This is a genomic window from Gammaproteobacteria bacterium (assembly GCA_019911805.1).
Lineage (GTDB): Bacteria > Pseudomonadota > Gammaproteobacteria > Thiohalobacterales > Thiohalobacteraceae > JAHJQQ01.
Genome location: JAIOJV010000052.1, coordinates 26,879 through 44,133, shown reverse-complemented (window position 1 = coordinate 44,133; position 17,255 = coordinate 26,879). Strand labels below are relative to the sequence as shown.

Genomic DNA, 17,255 nt, shown 5'->3' with positions numbered 1-17,255 from the left:
AAACTAGGTGTATCGCAGACGTTCAATAGCGCAAGATCGGCACTATACAGATCAACAAGTTATAAGTCCATCTTTCCAGAGCAATCGGAGCATCAGCACACTTTGCAGCTACTCGAGCCGGCGCCCTCTGGACAGGTCAACGACTCGTGCTATCGGAGCTGATCGAGACCAGGTGCAGTTACCAGTTTCCGGCCGGTGGCTTCCTCATACAAACGGACCACGAGCCACTGGACCTCTCGCGGGCATTCGAAAACGTGTGGTGTCACCCACTTTCGCCAGGTGCTGTCTCTACCCAAGAACTCGATGGCATTCCTCAGCTGGGTATCGAGGTTATCAGGTTCGCTGAGGAAGTCTTCACGCTTGACCCTGCCAGCCGCCAGTAAGACATCGATTCTCGGGCAACCCAGGAACTTGGCCGCTGCGGTGGCGAACTCGTCAGAGATGTGCCGTACCTCGCGCACACCCGCTCTCAACTGAGCGATGTAGCCATAAGTGACACCCAGTTCATCGGCCAACTCTTTCAGGGGTATGCCTCGGTTGTTCGCTTCCGTGTAGATCATGGCCAGCAACTGAGCTCCCGGTCGCTCCTGCTCTTCGGGCGTCAGCACACTCCACCCAATACGCTCACCTTCAGCCTTGCGCTCGCGCGTCTTCCGTTTCGCACGTCCATCCGTACCGGCTTCCAGCATCTTCTCCATAAGCCGTTTCTTGGTCATTTGAGATGCCCTGTTTCCGTTAACGTGTCGACCCAGATGTCGATCAGCGCCTTGATGCGATCGAACCGCCGCCGCGGCACCTCAACCCGCCCAAGCTCCCATGCAGAAAGCGTGCTCTGTGGCATCTCCGCGGCGATCATCACCTGCTTCCGCGTCAGTCCGGCTTCGAACCAACGCCGAACCTCCGCAGCGACTTGCTCCTTCGATACCAGCGCCGGCAGCAACTTTTCAGGCTCTGCCTCCATGACCCGTTCGAGCGCGGCTCGGATCTCTTCTTCGTCACCGCGCGGGGATGCGCCGCCGAGCCAACCCACCAACCTTGTCCGCGTCACATGGCGGCCCGTCTCGGCAGCGAGCAGCTCCGCCAATTCCTCTTGCGTCAGCTGCCGTGTCTGTAGAACCGTTTCGAGCAACTCTTGCAGGGATACACTTGCCATGATGTCAAATTGTGACTGATTGATTGGTATACAAAATCATAGCATACCCTGTCACTAACCAACCCTGGATTTTGTCCTTGCCCTACTGAACGGGGCCTTTGAAACGAAAAAACCCGACGATATGGAATCCGTCGGGTTCTGCAATTCACCTATAGGGCGGCGAATTGCATCTTCAGGAACATCCCCGCCATAGCGGGGAAGTACGGCACTTGCTAAGCCGCCTGTGCGGCGGAGATGTCTTGTTGACATATATTTCTAAGCCGCCTGTACGGCGGGGATCAACAGCACTAGCTGGGCCACCTGACCGTGACGACCAGCACTTCAGTAAATCCCCGCTGACGCGGGGAAGATACAGCGCTTGCTAAGCCACCTTGCGGTGGCGAACCAACACCAGCTGAGCCACCTGACCGTGGCGAACATCACTTCAGTGAATCCCGCCGAAGCGGGGAAGTACAGCACCAGCTAATTCCACCTATGCGGTGGCGAACAACTTCAGTGAATCCCCGCTGACGCGGGGAAGATACAGCACTTGCTAAGCCACCTTGCGGTGGCGAAACACACCCGCTGAACCACCTGACCGTGGCGAACAGCGCTTCAGTGAATCCCCGCCGAAGCGGGGAAGTACAGCTACTTGCTAAACCACCTGTGCGGTGGAGAACAACACTTCAGAGAAACCCCGCTTACGCAGGGAAGAACAGCCTTACTAATCCACCTGTGCGGTGGCGAACATCTTCAGTGAATCCCTGCTCGCGCGGGGAAGTACAGCGCTTGCAAGCCACCTGCGCGGTGGCGAACAACTGGGCGCAAGCATCTGGCGGTTACACATACTAGGTCAGTAGCACGCCTCCTCTCCAGATGTGTTTAGTATAGCAACCCGCGCGTCATTATTGCAAGCATTTTTTTGCTCACGAGAACTACCTGCGTACCTGGGGTAATAACCACTTGTTAATTCATGTAGTTAAGTTGATCCCTCAGCAAAATAGCAGCCAGCACCATGCAAAAAACCTCGCTTTTAGGCGACACCGGTCACTTCGGACCGCCCGACATACCCAGGAGCGATATCAGCTATGCCGACTACAGAGGTGCGCATGCGGTCGTACCTTGAATCGTCGACCAGGGAGCCTGCAAACCGAGAAGGGGGCCGTACACGGCCTTCACCGGTCAGGCGACATCAAGAAAAGCGCACCTGCGTGTCCTCCGGTTGACGCGGTCACAGCATCTCTGAGCAATTCAGTGCCCACACCAAACCACGGAACCTCCACGCAGAATAATTTGGCACTCCCCTTGACTCAGTGCTAATAATCAGTTTCACTTATCGACGGTGCTGTTTTTGTTTATACACAACATATTGTGTTTATGATGACCAAAGCGGCCCTACAGGCACGAGATATGGGTATAGTCGCGGGAGGCTTTCTAAAGCGGCTGGGTGGCAGATCTTGCTGGGCGCTGACCATAAGCGTGAAACCTCGGGGCGGAGCATACACAGCGTCGCGTTAGACGATTGAGGTGAATACATGAACCACCGCATGTCCGCTGTTTACGAGCGGCCCAAAGGTATTCAGAAGATCAGGAACTTGCCCGACGAGGCCCTCGGCGCCCTTTGGGAATCAATCGTGGTCGACGAGGACATGAAGCGCCGGCTGTTATCGCAGGCAGTCCTGAATTTTACGATCCGCGGAAAGGTCCCTCGCACAGTCGTCCCCCTGCACGGCGTTATCATGTTGACCGGCCTCCCGGGCACGGGCAAAACCTCACTCGCTCGTGGGCTTGCCCATCGGGTAGCGACCTCGTTCCGGAGAACGGGATTCCGGCTGCTTGAAGTCGAGCCGCATTCGTTGGCGAGCGCCGCACACGGTAAGACGCAGCGCGCAGTCACCGATCTTTTCTCCCAGGCCATTGCCGAGGCCGCTTCCACCGGACCCACCATTGTCCTATTGGATGAAGTCGAGACCCTTGCCGCGGACCGGGCGAAACTGAGCCTAGACGCTAACCCGATAGATGTTCACCGCGCCACCGATGCCGTTCTGGTCCAGCTCGACGCGTTGGCCGAGGAGCATTCCAATCTTCTGTTCATCGCAACGAGCAATTTTCCTCAGGCGGTCGACGAGGCCTTCCTTTCCCGCTGCGATCTGATTCTGGAGGTACCACTGCCAGGCCGGGATGCGTGCGAACGCATTATCAAAGATTGCCTGGTCGGCTTTGCGGCCGTTTATCCGGCGATCGGTAACCTTGTGGAGGCGCGCGGGATCACGGAATGCGCTGCTTCCTGCGTGGGATTAGACGGAAGAGCCATCCGCAAGATGATAGTCAACGCACTCGCTGCCGACCCACAGACTGCGATGAATCCCGAGCGCCTTACGATGACCGCCCTTCAAACGGCCGCCCAGATGGCGCGCGAGACCCGCGTCAAGGAGCGCAGCAAATGACGACTGTGGCGCGCCGCACCTTCCGTAGCACACCGCATCGCGATGCTCACGATACCTGGCGCGCGATCGTCGATCTTCTGACACAAGGTCGTGACGGACCGGCATACTCGGAACTGCTCGCTGTAGCTGGTATCGCTGCCAGCATAATTTCCGACCAGGCGCCGCGAGATTCCGCCATTGTCGTAACCTGCGATGGCCCTCGTACCCGCATCTATTGCCTCTATGACGATGACGCTATCGATGGGTCGGACGCCAACGAAGATCCCTTGGGATACGACCCACTCAAAGGCAACTGGGCCGTCTCGCTGCCTTGCCTAGCCGACGATCTCAATTGGGTGGCAGCAGCAATCAATAAGCACAGTACACGCATCATCGCGCGCGACAGTGCTGAGTCCATTTCAACTGAGGAAAGCAAGGCCACAACGAAAGCCGGCGCGCTTGTCCTCGATCCGACAGGGTTCCTAGGCTCATGACCAGCGTCGCCGTCAATACCTATACACACTCCGTTACGTATGTGGCTGACAATATTCTGAAGAGTTTCAAGGATATCATCCGCCTGAGCGGACTCGATCCCTCAAGGTTCGTGCAGGACTGGGAATTGTACATGCGGGCGCTTAAGACGTGGCTCAGCACCGGTGACCTCGAACAAGTTGTTCTCGAGGTATTCGACCCGTCAACTCGGGCACTCATTGTTCGGTGGGAAATCGACATCGTCTATGGGTGGTCAGGCGACGGCGGCTTTTGGACCGACACCGACCAGCTCAAGTACCACATACGCAAGGCCGGCCTCGCCCCCAGCGACGCCGCCTACGACATACTCCTTAAGACTAAGCCTGGCCGACCCAAAGTGGACGGCTGGGGGCCGGGAAGTTTTCGACCCACGGACGGCTTCGTTCGGCATAGTCTCGGTTCGACGATCGAGCACAACGGTCTCGGGGGAAGCGCCGCCTACTGGAGAAAAAACTGATGCTGACAATCGACGAGGCGTTCCGGAAGTTCAAGAGTCGATTGGAGCTCAACGACCGCGAACAGCAGAATGCTTCGGCACGGCAGAAGGAGGTGCGCGCATTTCTCGATACGAAGTTCGCGATCGAAAACAGCTTCCTGACTGGTTCTTATGCTCGCTATACGAAAACCAAGCCACTCAAGGACATTGACATTTTCTTTGCCCTCAAGCAGACCGAGCACCACTATCGCAACAAGGCGCCCTCTGTGGTGATCGACGACTTCCACAAAGCACTGGTCGATGAATACGGCAAGGATGCTGTGCGCAAACAAGGGCGATCGGTTAACGTCGATTTCGGCATCGTCGTGGACGCCGACGACAACACCGATTACCGAATTCTCAGTGTCGACGTGGTCCCGGCCTTCATTGTGGGCGATGACTATGAGATCCCGGATACCGATATCGGAAAATGGATCAAGACAAATCCAAAGCTCCACGCCGAGAAGGCGACTGCCGCGCACCAGGCTTATTCCAATGAGTGGAAGGGCCTGGTGCGAATGGTGAAATATTGGAATAACAATCCGCGACACGGCAGTTTGAAGCCAATAAAACCGTCCTTCTTGATTGAAGTGATGGCATTGCAGTGCTTATACGGCGGGTGGCAGGGCCGCTTCGACTACGAGATCGAGTCGCTCTTCGCCACCCTAGCTGACCGTATCCACGACACATGGCCCGATCCTGCGGGTCTGGGGCCCCCGGTCAGCGATGGCATGGACAATTCTCGCAAGGAACGCGCCCGCAATCTATTGCTGGCAGCGAGTCGAGATGCGCGCAATGCCATCAACCTTGTCCGGCAAGGACGGAACGGCGACGCGCTTAAGGCTTGGCGCGAACTATTCGGACCAAAATTCCCCTTATCGTGACGGAGGTGCGATTTGGTTGATGCAGTGACAGCAAGCTGGCATGGCAGCAACTATCAGGCCCGCGTTTTTTGGGAGAACGCGCTTAATCTCCTCAATGACAACTCGTGTGTAGTCGAGGTCACCTTTGAAGCCAACGGGCCTAAATCGTTCGACGATGTGGTTGTCCGCTATGACCCGCCTGTCGTCCGTTCCGGACCTGACCGGATCAACGCCGATTATCATCAGATTAAATGGCACGTCGAAACCGGTGGACGGTTTGGCTACGAGGACTTTGTGCGCCCCGACTTTATTGGCGCGCAATCCGTCTCATTGTTGCAACGTCTAAAGAACGCTCGCACCACCGTACCTACGGGCGAGGTGGCGCAATTCTCTTTTGTTACTACATACCGGGTCAAAGATGGTGACCCGCTAGCTGTGCTGATTTCCGGCAACGATCAAACGTTGATGCTCGAAAAGCTGTTTGACGGGACTGGAGATAGAAGTCGCATGGGCAGGATTCGCCGTCTCTGGCGTGATCATCTCGGAGCTAATGGCGATGACGAGTTAAAGGCAGTATTACGCGGATTCCGTATTATTGATGGCTATCGCACGCTGGACGAGCTGCGGAACCAGATAAATTTAAAGGCACAGACTTTCGGTATCACGGGAGTCAGCGCTGACAGATCGGATTTCCGCTATGACGAACTCGCCCGGCAACTGAAAGTCCGTCAGATCAACGCGCTTACCCGTGACACGCTGATTCAATTCTGCCGTGAGGAGGGGCTGCGGGTGGAATGTCCTTCACCAGCCACTACACCAGTACCCATCGCAATCCGGAGCTTTCTCGGTCCAGCGGCGGATATCTCCGACGCAACGCCGGAGAACACGCTTCTGTTGACAGATGAGTTCAGGCAGAGGTATCTGCAAGAAGGGTGCGCCTGGCAACGGGATATCCGGCCTCGGGTAGAGAACTTCCTGCGGGCGGCCGTCCGCAACACGCCACGTCTCCGCCTTATCCTGGATGCCCACGCCTCAATCGCATTTCTTGCGGGCACAGTCCTCAACCTCAAATCAGCCGTTGAAGTGCACCTTATTCAGAAAGGACGTGTCGGTGCCCGCGTCTGGCGAGCGGACGATGGCACGGAAGTAAACACGACCCGATTTTCCGTAAGTCAGCATCATATCGGTTCGGGCAACGATATCGCCGTTGCTATTAGTGTCGCCCAACCCGTCGAATCCCAGGTCCGGCAGTATGTCTCGAAGCTGCTGCCGAGTGTAGGGCAGCTGCTCGCGTTCACTCTTCCCAGTGGGCCGGGGCATCAGACAGTAGCCGGCGGCGGTCATGCGGCGGCACTTGCGGAACAGGTCGCAAACGTCATCCGACAGACAATGCAGGATGATAGCGATGCTACGGCCCATATCTTTGCCGCAGTACCGAACAGCCTGGTGTTTTATCTCGGGCAACACCATCAGAGCATAGCACCGTGCATCATCTACGAATTTGACTTCGACCGAGGTGGTAATAAGACTTATCAGCCATCTTTTGTTCTTGATTAGCGTGCCAGCTGCAAAAGTGGCCTTCTACACACTGCCATCGCCGCTGAAATTGTGATATGAGGTACTCGGCTACTGCGCCGCTTTCCGGGTGGTTCTTGACGAACGCTGCACCTGCGATTGCTGCAATTATGCTGACTGGAATGCCAAGCCAGTAATAACAATTGACCCGCGCTGTCTCTGCATTGAAATGACTCTTGCTGGAATAAATGGCGTCCTCTTCCAGCCTCTCTGCCTCTCTGCGCATGGCCGAACGCCTCGCATGCGCCATGTCCTATACCTCAGTCTCTCGTATATCCATGCACATTTTCATGTGCCTGCTCGCGGCGGCGCTTTCTCAGGACCTGTCCCGGAATGGTAAGTTGCACTGAACACCATATCCGTCAGCCAGCGCTTGAAGTTCGGGTTATCGCTGTACTGCTTGAACAGTTCGGTATGGTCGGCCAGCAATTCCAGTACCACGCGGTTCAGCGCCTTGTCGTGCTCCAGCTTCGCGTTCTGCTTGTCGGAGTGCGCCTGCGCGTTCTGGTAGGCCTTGTCCAGGGCCACGCGCGCCGGGATTTCCTCGGTGATGACCTGGCGGATCTTGTCTTCGTCCTTCCAGTCGACGTTGCCGAACAGGTCGTTGAACTCGCGGATGATGTTCGAGAGTTTGTCGATCTCGGTAGGATGGCCACCGCCTCCACCGCCCGGCGGCACAGGCTCGACGGTCGCATCCGCATCTTCCATGGACAGTGACAGCGACGCGTTAGCCTCCACCCGGTAGCTGTCCATGTCGATGGCTTCCAGGACGCCTTTGGAGAGATCATCTTCCTTCGGCGCCGGGAGCTTCGGGATCAGGAAGTTCAGAAAGATTGCCAGCTTCTCCCAGGCCGGGTAGCCGTAGGTCAGGATGGCGGCAAGGAACCCGTAGCTGCGCACGAACGCCTTGGCCTTGCCTTTGAACTGCACCTGGCCGTCCTCGTTCAGCTTGTCTATATATTCAGCGACGCAGGTGTCGAGAATCGGGTCGAGCGTGTCCCGCTCTGCCCCCGTGACGTACAGCCCCACCAGGTCTTCGACCTGCTGCCAACTGTAGACCTGGCTTCCATCCAAGTCGGACTTCAGGTCATGCAGCCGGTTCGGATCGGTCTCGCCCAACTGCACGGTTGCCCGGTAGTAATCCTGAAAGGCTGCGCTCACGGCCTCGGCATTGTCGGCGAAGTCGAGAACGAAGGTGTCGTACTTGCCGGGGCAGGCCCGGTTCAGGCGCGACAGTGTCTGAACCGCCAGCACGCCGGCCAAAGGCTTGTCTACGTACATCGTGTGCAGCAACGGCTCGTCGAACCCAGTGACGAACTTGTTCGCCACGATCAGGAAGCGATAAGGATCCTGCTTCAGCTTGGCCGGAATGTCCTTGCTCGGGAACCCATTGAGATCCGCCTCGGTCTTCTTCTCACCCGCGATCTCGAAGTCGCCCGAGTACGCCACGATGGCCTGGTACGGGCTCTTGATTTCCTCGAGGTACGTCGACACCTCGCGGTAATAGTCGACGGCTCGGGCAATGCCGCTACAGACAATCATCGCCCGCGCCCTGCCGCCGATCTTGCGCTTACCGGCCACATGGGCAACGAAGTGGTCAACCATGATTTCGGCCTTCTTGCGGATGGCCTTGTCGTGTGACTCCACGTAGTGCCGGATCTTCTTCAGCGCGCGTACCTTGTCGAAGTCGGGGTCGTCCTCGACGGTCTTGGCGACGTGGTAGAAGCTATTCACCGGCGTGTAATTCGCGATCACATCGAGGATGAAGCCTTCCTGAATCGCCTGCTTGGTGGTGTAGGTCAGCTCCTCCGGCGAACGGAAGTGGACCTTGTCGCCCTCCACATAGCGTTCACCGAACAGTTCCAGGGTCTTGTTCTTCGGCGTCGCCGTGAACGCGAAATAGCTCGCGTTGCCCAGCATCTTGCGCGACTCGATCAGCTTGTTGACCGCGTCCTCGACCGATTCTTCATCGTCCTCGTCATCGCCTGGGATGCTGGACAGCGCCATGTGCATCTTGGCCGTCGTCTTGCCGCCCTGGCTGGAATGCGCCTCGTCGATCAGCAGAGCGAATTTCCTGGAGCTCAGATCGCCCAGCTCGTCCAGGATGAACGGGAATTTCTGCACCGTGGTGACGATGACTTTCTTGCCCTTACGCAAGAAGCCGCGCAACTCCTCGGCGCTGTCCGAATGGCCGAACACCGAGGCCACATGGTCGTAGGCCCGGATGGTGCGGGCGATCTGGGTATCGAGCGCCCGGCGATCGGTAATCACGATGATCGAATCGAACTGCGCCTGTGACAGATCTGCCGCCGTCTTGAGCTCGACGAGCTGGTAGGCTAGCCACGCAATGGTATTGCTCTTGCCGCTGCCCGCGGAGTGCTGCACAAGATAGCGTTTCCCGACGCCATCCGCCCGGGCACGGCGCAGCAAGGCGCGCACAGTGCGCAGTTGATGGAAGCGTGGAAATATCTGCTTGCGTCGTTTCTTGCCCTTCTCGTCCTCCTCCTCGACGATCTGGGCGAAGTTCTCGATGATGTTCGCCAGGGATTCGCGGGCCAGAACCTGCTTCCACAGATAGTCAGTTTTCAGACCGTACGGATTGGGCGGATTGCCGGCCCCGCTGTTCCAGCCCTGGTTGAAGGGCAGAAACCAGGAAGACTTGCCGGTTAGATGTGTACAGAAACGCACTTCGGCATCGTCCACAGCCATGTGCGCGATGCAGCGCCCCAGCTGGAACAGCAGTTCCTTGGGATTGCGGTCGGTCTGATACTGGGTAATTGCATCGGCGACGGTCTGCTTGGTGAGCGAGTTCTTCAGCTCGAAGGTGATCACCGGCAGGCCGTTGATGAAGACCACCATATCGAGGGCGCGCTGCGCCTCGTCATTGCTGTAGCGCACCTGCCGGGTCACGCTGAAGACATTCTTGCCGAAGTTCTCGGCCGCTGTGGCATTGCCGGGCGTCGGCAGCAGCTTGTACAGGTCGACATGCACGGTGCCGCCACCGGATGCATGATCGACCCCCTTGCGGAGCACATCGACCACGCCGCGCTTGGCGACCTCACCCTGGATGCGGTGCAGGAACTGGGTGCGTTTGAGGCCTTCGGCCGCCAGTTCCAGCGTATCGACGACCTTGGGTTGGGTGGCGTTCAGAAAGGCCAGCAGTTGCACCCCATCCAGTGCGATGTCGCGGTTGTAGTCCTGCGGCCTGCCCTGGACATACCCGCCGGCCGCATAGTGATCAGGTACCAGGCGGACGGTACTCACGGGCACCTCTTCGGGCGGCGCCTGCCCCGTCAGGTGGCGAACGATCAGGCTCTCCAGGCCCTTTTCGCTGGTATCAGTCGTCGGCATCGCCACCCTCCCCCTCGGCTTCTGATTCTTCTTCATCGCCCAGCGCGGTCAGAACCTCGTCGGTCACGACGTCCTCCGGCCCCGGCATCCAGCCGCGCACATCCACCTGCCCGGTAACCACATCGGCGATCAGACGGTCGCGGTATTCGCGGATTAGTTTTATTTCCTCTTCAGCACGCGAGATTGCTTCTTCCAAGGGTCTGCACTCACCGGTGATCCATTGGCAGATGGCCTTCTGCTCGTCAGTAGGTGGAAGGGGAATGATGGCGTTCTTCACATCGTGCTTTGACAGTGCGAAGCGCGTAACGCCCGTGGCCAACACATGAAACTGCTCGGCTATCCTGGCCGATCCTATGGCACGAAATAGGTACTCGCCAAAGATGCGCTCAGAGTCTGGCCGGAGCAAGCCAAGGTGGTACGCGCACACAACGCCCGGGATGTTTTCTGGGACCCACGCGGGTACCGCGATATCGTCAGGTGTCTCTGAGTCCTTGGTGATGATGACGTCACCAGACTTCAACGTGAGCCGCGCAATTTCGGGTGAGGTCGCCGTGGCCTGCATCAGATCCATGTCACCGGTAATCCGGTCATTTTTGTAAACGTCGGTGTAGTTGCACAGGCGGACAGGAATCTCATGTTCGTGCGAATGCTTATCCACGCCACTGAAACGCACATCAGCGATGTGTTTGAGCAAGGCCACATCCCAATGATTCGGCACCTCACCCAGCCAGTCGATACCGGAGGGTCTCAACTTCACTGACGCATCGAGTCCGTGCGTCACAGCCTGATCGATAATGCGGAGCTTTTGCTCGGTCAGCAGCCCGATGAGGTCGCGCTTGGCTTTGATAAACCGGGCGATATGGGCGTCCTGCGCCCGTAGGTAGGCGACGATCTGGTCTTGTTCGGGTCGGGGAGGTAACGGAATTTCCAACGCCGCGAAGCGATCCGAGTAGAGTCGCAAGAAGCCCGATGTGCCTGTACCGAGCCCCTTTGATTCAGATCGGAACAATCCGCGCATCGGCCACGAGCGGAACAGGTGACCGAGGTACTCGGGATTGTCATCGCGGAGCAAGCGGAACACCGCGTAGTCCGGGCTGACCAAGCCGGGTTGCCGATTGCGGAAGAACATCGCATTGCCCGCCTGCATCCGGTTTAAAACCAGTTCGTCCGGTTGCGCCTTCTTATAGCCGATGAGGTTTTCCGGGTCGATGCGCTTGACCGAAACATCGTTGTGTGGAACTAAGCCACGATGCTGACGCATCGACAGCAGCGTTTCTTCACCCGTTTTCGTGCGGTCGTCGATTTCCCGCAAGAAATTCTTGGCTCGCAGCAACGACCAATGCCTCGGCACTCGCAGAACCCAACGGGAACGAACCGGCTGGTAGTTCGTGTAAGTGTTTGTCGCCACTATCACGCCGTCCCCACGATCTTGTGCAGCAAGCCTTCGGTCTGCTGCTCCAGCTTCAGGATGTCGGCGCGGATCTGATCCAGCGTCCGCAAGGGTTTCGGTTTGTAGAAGTACCGGGCAAACGAGATTTCGTAGCCAATCCGGGTGGTGTCCATCGCGATCCAGGCATCCGAGGCGTGAGGCAGCACCTCGCGGACGAAGAACGCCTCAATGCCGCCGGGTTCCTTGAGCGGCACCTGTTCGGTGTCGCGCAGGTCGGTGTCGGCCTCGTATTCCACTTTGAAGCGATCCTTGCCCACGGTTTCCAGATAGACGCCGTCGTAGCCGGCCTCGAAGCGTTCGCCGGCCTTCAATTTGGTACGCTTGGCGATGACCGGAGGCGCGGTTTCGTCGCGCCAGCTCACCGCCTTGTAGATTGCCTTCTTCTCGGGCGTGCTCGGCTTCTCGCCACGCGCCTGCATCACCGCCTCGAAACGGGCGCGGAATTCGTTGTGGTCATCAAACACCGCCTCCCCTATCTCCTGTTGCGCCAGACGGGCCAGCTCGACCAGTGCCTTGTCGCGCTGCCAGGTCGCCGGATCGAGCAGCTTCTTGCGGCGCTTCTCCGGTACGGCCTTCTTGGCGGGCTTGGCGTCTTCGTCGTCCGAATCGTCGTCGGCCTCTACCTCGTCTTCGCCCCTGAGCCACGTCTCGATCTCGGCCTTGACCTTGCCGAATGCTTCGTAGAGCTTGTCTCCGTACCTGGCGTAGATCTCCGCGCGCAGGGCTTCGTCGCCGCTGGCAAAGCGTAGGGTTTCGATGGCGTTGCGCTTGAGCTGGCTCTTCAGACGCAACGGCCGTTCGACCGTGATCTTCCAATAGCCGAACTCGGCGTTGTCGAACCATTTGCAGACATCACTGCTCTGCGGCTCGTCTAGGTAATGATCCAAAATTCGCTGGATATCGGCCCCCGACAGTTCGCAATTCTTCTTGCCGAGGTTGCGGCGCAGAGGCTGGAACCAGGCTGTGGCGTCGATCAGCTGCACCTTGCCATGCCGGTGTTCCGCCTTGCGGTTCGTGAGCACCCAGATGTAGGTGGCGATACCGGTGTTGTAGAAGATGTTCAGCGGCAGGGCGATGATGGCTTCCAGCCAGTCGTTCTCGATGACCCAGCGGCGGATATTGCTTTCGCCCTGACCGGCGTCGCCCGTGAACAGGGCGGAACCGTTGTGGACCAGCGCGATACGGCTGCCTAGCGGGGTGTTGTGCTTCAGCTTCGAGAGCTTGTTCACCAGGAACATCAGCTGCCCGTCGCTTGAACGGGTGATGAGTTTGAACTCGGGGTCGCCGTCGTGGCTGACGATGAAGCGCGGGTCGCTGAACTCCTTCTTGCCACCCATGCGCTCGAGGTCGGTCTTCCAACTCTTGCCGTAAGGCGGATTGGAGATCATGAAATCGAATTCGCGCGATCCGAACTGGTCCGCTGACAAGGTGGATTTGTCGGCCCCGCCGACGATGTTTTCCGCCTCGTCGCCTTCGCCTTTGAGCAGCAGGTCGGCTTTGCAGATGGCGTAGGTTTCGGGGTTGATCTCCTGCCCAAACAGATGGATCGAGACCTCCTTGTCATGGTCCCCGGCCAGTGCGCGCAGTTCCTCTTCCGCCACAGTGAGCATGCCGCCCGTGCCGCAGGCACCGTCATAGAGTGTGTAGGTGCCGGATTCGATCCGGTCTGCAATGGGGAGGAACAACAGCTTGGCCATGAGCGTGACGACGTCGCGCGGGGTGAAGTGCTCACCGGCCTCTTCGTTGTTTTCTTCGTTGAAACGCCGGATCAGTTCCTCGAACACGGTGCCCATGCCGTGGTTGTCCAGCGCCGGCAGCTTGATGCGCCCGTCGGTGTCTTTGACCGGCAAGGGCGAGAGATTAATCTCGGGGTCCAGGAAGTCTTCAATCAGATAACCCAGCACGTGGGCGTCGACCAGAGTCTGAATCTGGTCGCGGAACTTGAACTTGGTCAGGATCTCCTGAACGTTGGGGGAGAACCCGTCCAGGTAGGCAATGAAGTCGTCCCGTAGCCGCTGCCCGGCGGCACTGGCCGTCAATTTGGCGAGCGTGAACTCGGAGGTGTTGTAAAAGGCCTGTCCCGCGGCCATGCGCAGCGCCCCGTCCTGCTCGGCGACCTTATGTGCATCGAGAAACTTCTTCCGCTCCAGAACGGCCTGCTTGGTCCCTTCCAGCACGGCGTCGAGGCGGCGCAGCACTGTGAAAGGCAGGATCACGTCGCGGTACTTGCCGCGCACATACACATCCCGCAGGCGGTCGTCGGCGATATTCCAGATGAAGTCGGCAACCCACTTCAGCTGGCTCTGGTCTTCTTGTTTCTTCTGCATCATTACGTTCCTCAGCTCGCTGCCGTTCCAGTGGTTTTGTCGTCAGCGACAAGGAGGTTCCAATGTTCCTCGAGTACACCCACTAGGCGTTTCTGGCGTTCGGTCAGGAGCGCGGGCGTCCAGTCGTTTTCCGATCTGACTTCTTGGGTCAGAACGAAGGGCGATGCCACGCCCTTACCCTTGAAGTAGACGTTCTTCTTGGTGGCAAAGTCGTAATTGCTGGCTGCCGGGTTCTTACGGACGTGCAGCGGCACCAGATTGGCCAGTCGGTGCGTCCAGGTGTCGCGCTCATCCTCGTCGGGGAACCACTTGACCCAATCGGAACCCTCGGGCGGTGTTTGCGGGAGGACATGCTCCAGCGACAGATAGTCGAATGCCTGCTTCTTGCTACCGTCGCTAACCAAGGTTTCGAGGCGCAGCATCAGCGCCATCCGCGCCTTCGGCAGTTTGCGGTAAATGTCGCCATCGAGGGCGGCGAGGAACTCGCGCTTCTGTTTGTCAGTCAGGTCGAGCGTTTTGAGCGCGGCCATATCACCATCAAAGGCTTCCGGCTCGATTTCCTTGGTGAGATCGGCATAGGTTTCGATGCGCTCATTGATGCCGACCTTAGTGACAAGCATGAAGTAGGTCAGCCGTTCCAACGCCTTGAAGAAGGCGGCCAGCAGCTTGGGCTGCTGGCGGAAGCGCTTGAAATAGACGAGCGCCGGAGGCACCCAGTCCTTGAAGTCCACGCGGTTGAGCCATGACAGGTATTCGTTAATCGTTTCGGCGTGTTCGGTGGCCTCGAAGCCGGCGTCCCGAATGAAGTCCCATACCTCGGCGTATGGCTTGACCACCTTGTCGACGAGGTCAACGGGTTTTTTGTACTCGGTGACGTGATCCTGGAATTCCTTGACCAGCGTTGCTCGCTGCTTCTGCTTGGCGTAGATCGTGCGGATGTGGCCGAACAGGTCGCCAAAGGCATCGCGGCCGAGCTGGCTTTCGATCTTGCTCCACTCTTTCGAATAGGCACGCGCCTTTTCCTCGCCGCCAATGCGACGAATCGAACCGAGCACTTCCGCCTTGATGATGTCGATAGGCGCCAGATCGAGCCCACGATTGTTCAGCACAGAGAAAATGCGGTAGGCCGCTTCGAGGTCGGGCGTTGAGATAACGACCAGCGAGCAGTCGTTGGCGAGGAATTTCCACAGGGCATTGCGATCATCCGGCGACAGCGCCTTGGTGCCGGTCAGCAGCAGGGCGGCGTTTTCCCGGTAACGCAGGCGGCTGTCTGCGAGTTTGTCGGTGTTGAGCACCAGTTTTTCGAGGCCACCGGGCTCCTGGATATATTGACGGAAGAACGCGGTGTCTTCCTCGCGGGCGGTGAAACGGTAGCCGGTGGCTTTGCCGAGCATCTCGTCCCCCTCTTCGTAGAGAAAGGGGGTAACACTCTTGACGCCTTGCGGATAGGTGGCCGCCTCCCACGCCGCGCGCAAAGCGGCGAACAGCATGGTGAGCGTGGTCAACCGCTGCTGACCATCGACCACCATCGCCCGAGGGTCACGGTCGTTTTTGATGAGGACGATGCTGCCCAAGAAATACTGGCTGGTGGCCCCATTGGTGCGGGCATCCTGCATGGCTGACATAAGGTCGTTGAAGAGCTCTTCGGCCTGTTCGGTGGTCCAGGCATAGGGACGCTGGTAGTCAGGTATAACAAACTGGTAGCTCCCTTCGAAAATTTCTCTGATCAGTTTGTCATGCGCCTCAAGTGTCTTTGCCATTGTCTCTTCGTCTGTTTGATTATTTATTAATGGCCTCAGGGAATGGATGGCAACCAGGCACGCACTCCGCGTTCATGATCACGCAATTCCACATGTGGTCTCTCAGCCCAATTGATGGGCCAAATTTTTATTCGGTACTACTAGTTCCTGTCAGTCAGCGAGTTCAAAGAGGTCCCCCACCTTGCACTCGAAAAGCCGGCAAAGACGTTCAATGGCTTCCAAATCAACTCGCTGGGCTGACTCTTGATACAGCGCAGTGATGGTCGATCTGTTAAGTCCAGTGCGCCGCGCGACCTCTGAGATTTTGAGCTTATCGCGGCCCATTAAGACAGACAGGTGACAGCGGATCATCCCCAGATTCCTTGCCAATCAACGAAATGGTGTTCTGTATAGCATATTGACTTGACGGACGGCAATTTTTGGGAAATAATGTTATCTAGCTGAACATTATGTCGTTCTATAAAACATTATTGCACCGGAGCCGGCGTACACCACCATGAACCGTCTACTGACCCTCATCGCCAAAGGCTTCACTGCCTACGCTCGGGGATCCGCCGAGATCTGGGATTCGATGTTCGGGGGCATAGACCGGACCCTGACCAGTTGGGCATGCCGGCCGGCACAGGCAGTCCGCCCTACTGATCCCGAGATTGACGACGATGAGTCATTTCCTCTGATGGACGAACAACAGCGCAGCGAGGATCCGATCATGGAAATGTATCTGCTGGGCCTCCTCGACCACCACAGCACCAGTGACACGACTGCCACCGATCTATTCGACGACTCGACCAGCGCCTTCGACAACGAAAGCATGTTCTGCAACTCGCTGGATATGTTCTCCGACACCACGTGCATGTTCGACGACTCCTCGACAGGAGGCTGTGAATGAACGTAGTTGACCTCCAGCTGTACAGAGACAGGGCGCGGCGCAAGGAGGCGGAGCGGCTCAGTCGCGCGCTCCACGCCGCAATTAACGACCGCCTACTTCAGCTGCTCAGAGAGGCCGAGCGGCGGTCAAAGACATCAGCGCCGGAAGCGACTGCCAAGGGAGCGAAGGGGGCGTCGCATTGTAAAGGTTTTGATGACAATGCTGCTGAGTAGGCAGATGCCAGCACGACATCGTGCGATTCCGTTTTTGCATTAGCTAAAAGATCTTCGCTTGATACTTCTATCATATTTTCTCCCTATCACGCGCGATACCACCTCAGGTGCGACCGCGTGGTCCCATGAGCTCTGCGCGAAGCACGTGCGGACGTATTTTCGCCGCAACGCGTTTATGGGACTCGGCCTGTTAGTATTCAGTTCAATTGTGCGCATGATGGGCTACGAAGCGTTCGCGCTATTCGGCATCTTCCCCATGGCCTG

Annotated in this window: 13 protein-coding genes; 6 read left to right on the top strand and 7 right to left on the bottom strand. The window is 57.8% G+C overall.

Going from position 1 to position 17,255, the window contains the following annotated elements:
* Positions 1-149 precede the first annotated feature (149 nt).
* Positions 150-716, bottom strand: coding sequence for a helix-turn-helix transcriptional regulator (locus K8I04_05590; protein MBZ0071180.1), 567 nt, complete (start codon positions 714-716; stop codon positions 150-152).
* Positions 713-1,153, bottom strand: coding sequence for a hypothetical protein (locus tag K8I04_05585; protein MBZ0071179.1), 441 nt, complete (start codon positions 1,151-1,153; stop codon positions 713-715). The genes K8I04_05590 and K8I04_05585 overlap by 4 nt, the downstream gene beginning before the upstream one ends.
* 1,514 nt (positions 1,154-2,667) lie before the next feature.
* Here K8I04_05585 and K8I04_05580 point away from each other — a divergent pair.
* The 5 genes from K8I04_05580 to K8I04_05560 are packed head-to-tail and all read left to right on the top strand — an operon-like array spanning position 2,668 to position 6,984.
* Positions 2,668-3,579, top strand: a complete 912-nt coding sequence (locus K8I04_05580) for an AAA family ATPase (protein MBZ0071178.1) — start codon at positions 2,668-2,670, stop codon at positions 3,577-3,579.
* A complete protein-coding gene (locus tag K8I04_05575; GenBank protein ID MBZ0071177.1) occupies positions 3,576-4,052 on the top strand; it encodes a hypothetical protein in 477 nt (158 codons plus the stop codon). Before K8I04_05580 ends, K8I04_05575 begins: the two co-directional genes overlap by 4 nt.
* Positions 4,049-4,546 carry an HORMA domain containing protein gene (locus K8I04_05570; protein MBZ0071176.1) on the top strand — a complete coding sequence of 166 codons (498 nt, stop codon included), beginning with the start codon at positions 4,049-4,051 and terminating at the stop codon, positions 4,544-4,546. The genes K8I04_05575 and K8I04_05570 overlap by 4 nt, the downstream gene beginning before the upstream one ends.
* The gene (locus tag K8I04_05565) at positions 4,546-5,448 is read left to right on the top strand and encodes a nucleotidyltransferase (GenBank protein ID MBZ0071175.1); all 903 of its coding nucleotides are present in this window, start codon (positions 4,546-4,548) and stop codon (positions 5,446-5,448) included. Before K8I04_05570 ends, K8I04_05565 begins: the two co-directional genes overlap by 1 nt.
* Positions 5,449-5,460: 12 nt before the next feature.
* Positions 5,461-6,984, top strand: a complete 1,524-nt coding sequence (locus K8I04_05560; protein ID MBZ0071174.1) for an SAVED domain-containing protein — start codon at positions 5,461-5,463, stop codon at positions 6,982-6,984.
* A gap of 306 nt (positions 6,985-7,290) precedes the next feature.
* On the opposite strand, the gene K8I04_05555 is transcribed toward K8I04_05560, so the two are convergent.
* The 5 genes from K8I04_05555 to K8I04_05535 all read right to left on the bottom strand — a co-directional run bounded on the left by K8I04_05555 (position 7,291) and on the right by K8I04_05535 (position 16,241).
* Entirely contained in the window at positions 7,291-10,353 is a 3,063-nt protein-coding gene (locus K8I04_05555; protein MBZ0071173.1) for a type I restriction endonuclease subunit R, read from the bottom strand.
* Entirely contained in the window at positions 10,340-11,764 is a 1,425-nt protein-coding gene (locus K8I04_05550; protein ID MBZ0071172.1) for a restriction endonuclease subunit S, read from the bottom strand. The genes K8I04_05555 and K8I04_05550 overlap by 14 nt, the downstream gene beginning before the upstream one ends.
* Positions 11,764-14,133, bottom strand: coding sequence for a type I restriction-modification system subunit M (locus K8I04_05545; GenBank protein ID MBZ0071171.1), 2,370 nt, complete (start codon positions 14,131-14,133; stop codon positions 11,764-11,766). Before K8I04_05545 ends, K8I04_05550 begins: the two co-directional genes overlap by 1 nt.
* 8 nt (positions 14,134-14,141) lie before the next feature.
* Positions 14,142-15,890: a DUF262 domain-containing HNH endonuclease family protein gene (locus tag K8I04_05540; GenBank protein ID MBZ0071170.1), complete on the bottom strand. Its 1,749-nt coding sequence runs from the start codon at positions 15,888-15,890 to the stop codon at positions 14,142-14,144.
* Between the two features lie 150 nt (positions 15,891-16,040).
* Entirely contained in the window at positions 16,041-16,241 is a 201-nt protein-coding gene (locus K8I04_05535; protein MBZ0071169.1) for a helix-turn-helix transcriptional regulator, read from the bottom strand.
* Between the two features lie 145 nt (positions 16,242-16,386).
* On the opposite strand from K8I04_05535, the gene K8I04_05530 reads away from it, so the two are divergent.
* A complete protein-coding gene (locus K8I04_05530; protein MBZ0071168.1) occupies positions 16,387-16,779 on the top strand; it encodes a hypothetical protein in 393 nt (130 codons plus the stop codon).
* Positions 16,780-17,255 lie beyond the last annotated feature (476 nt).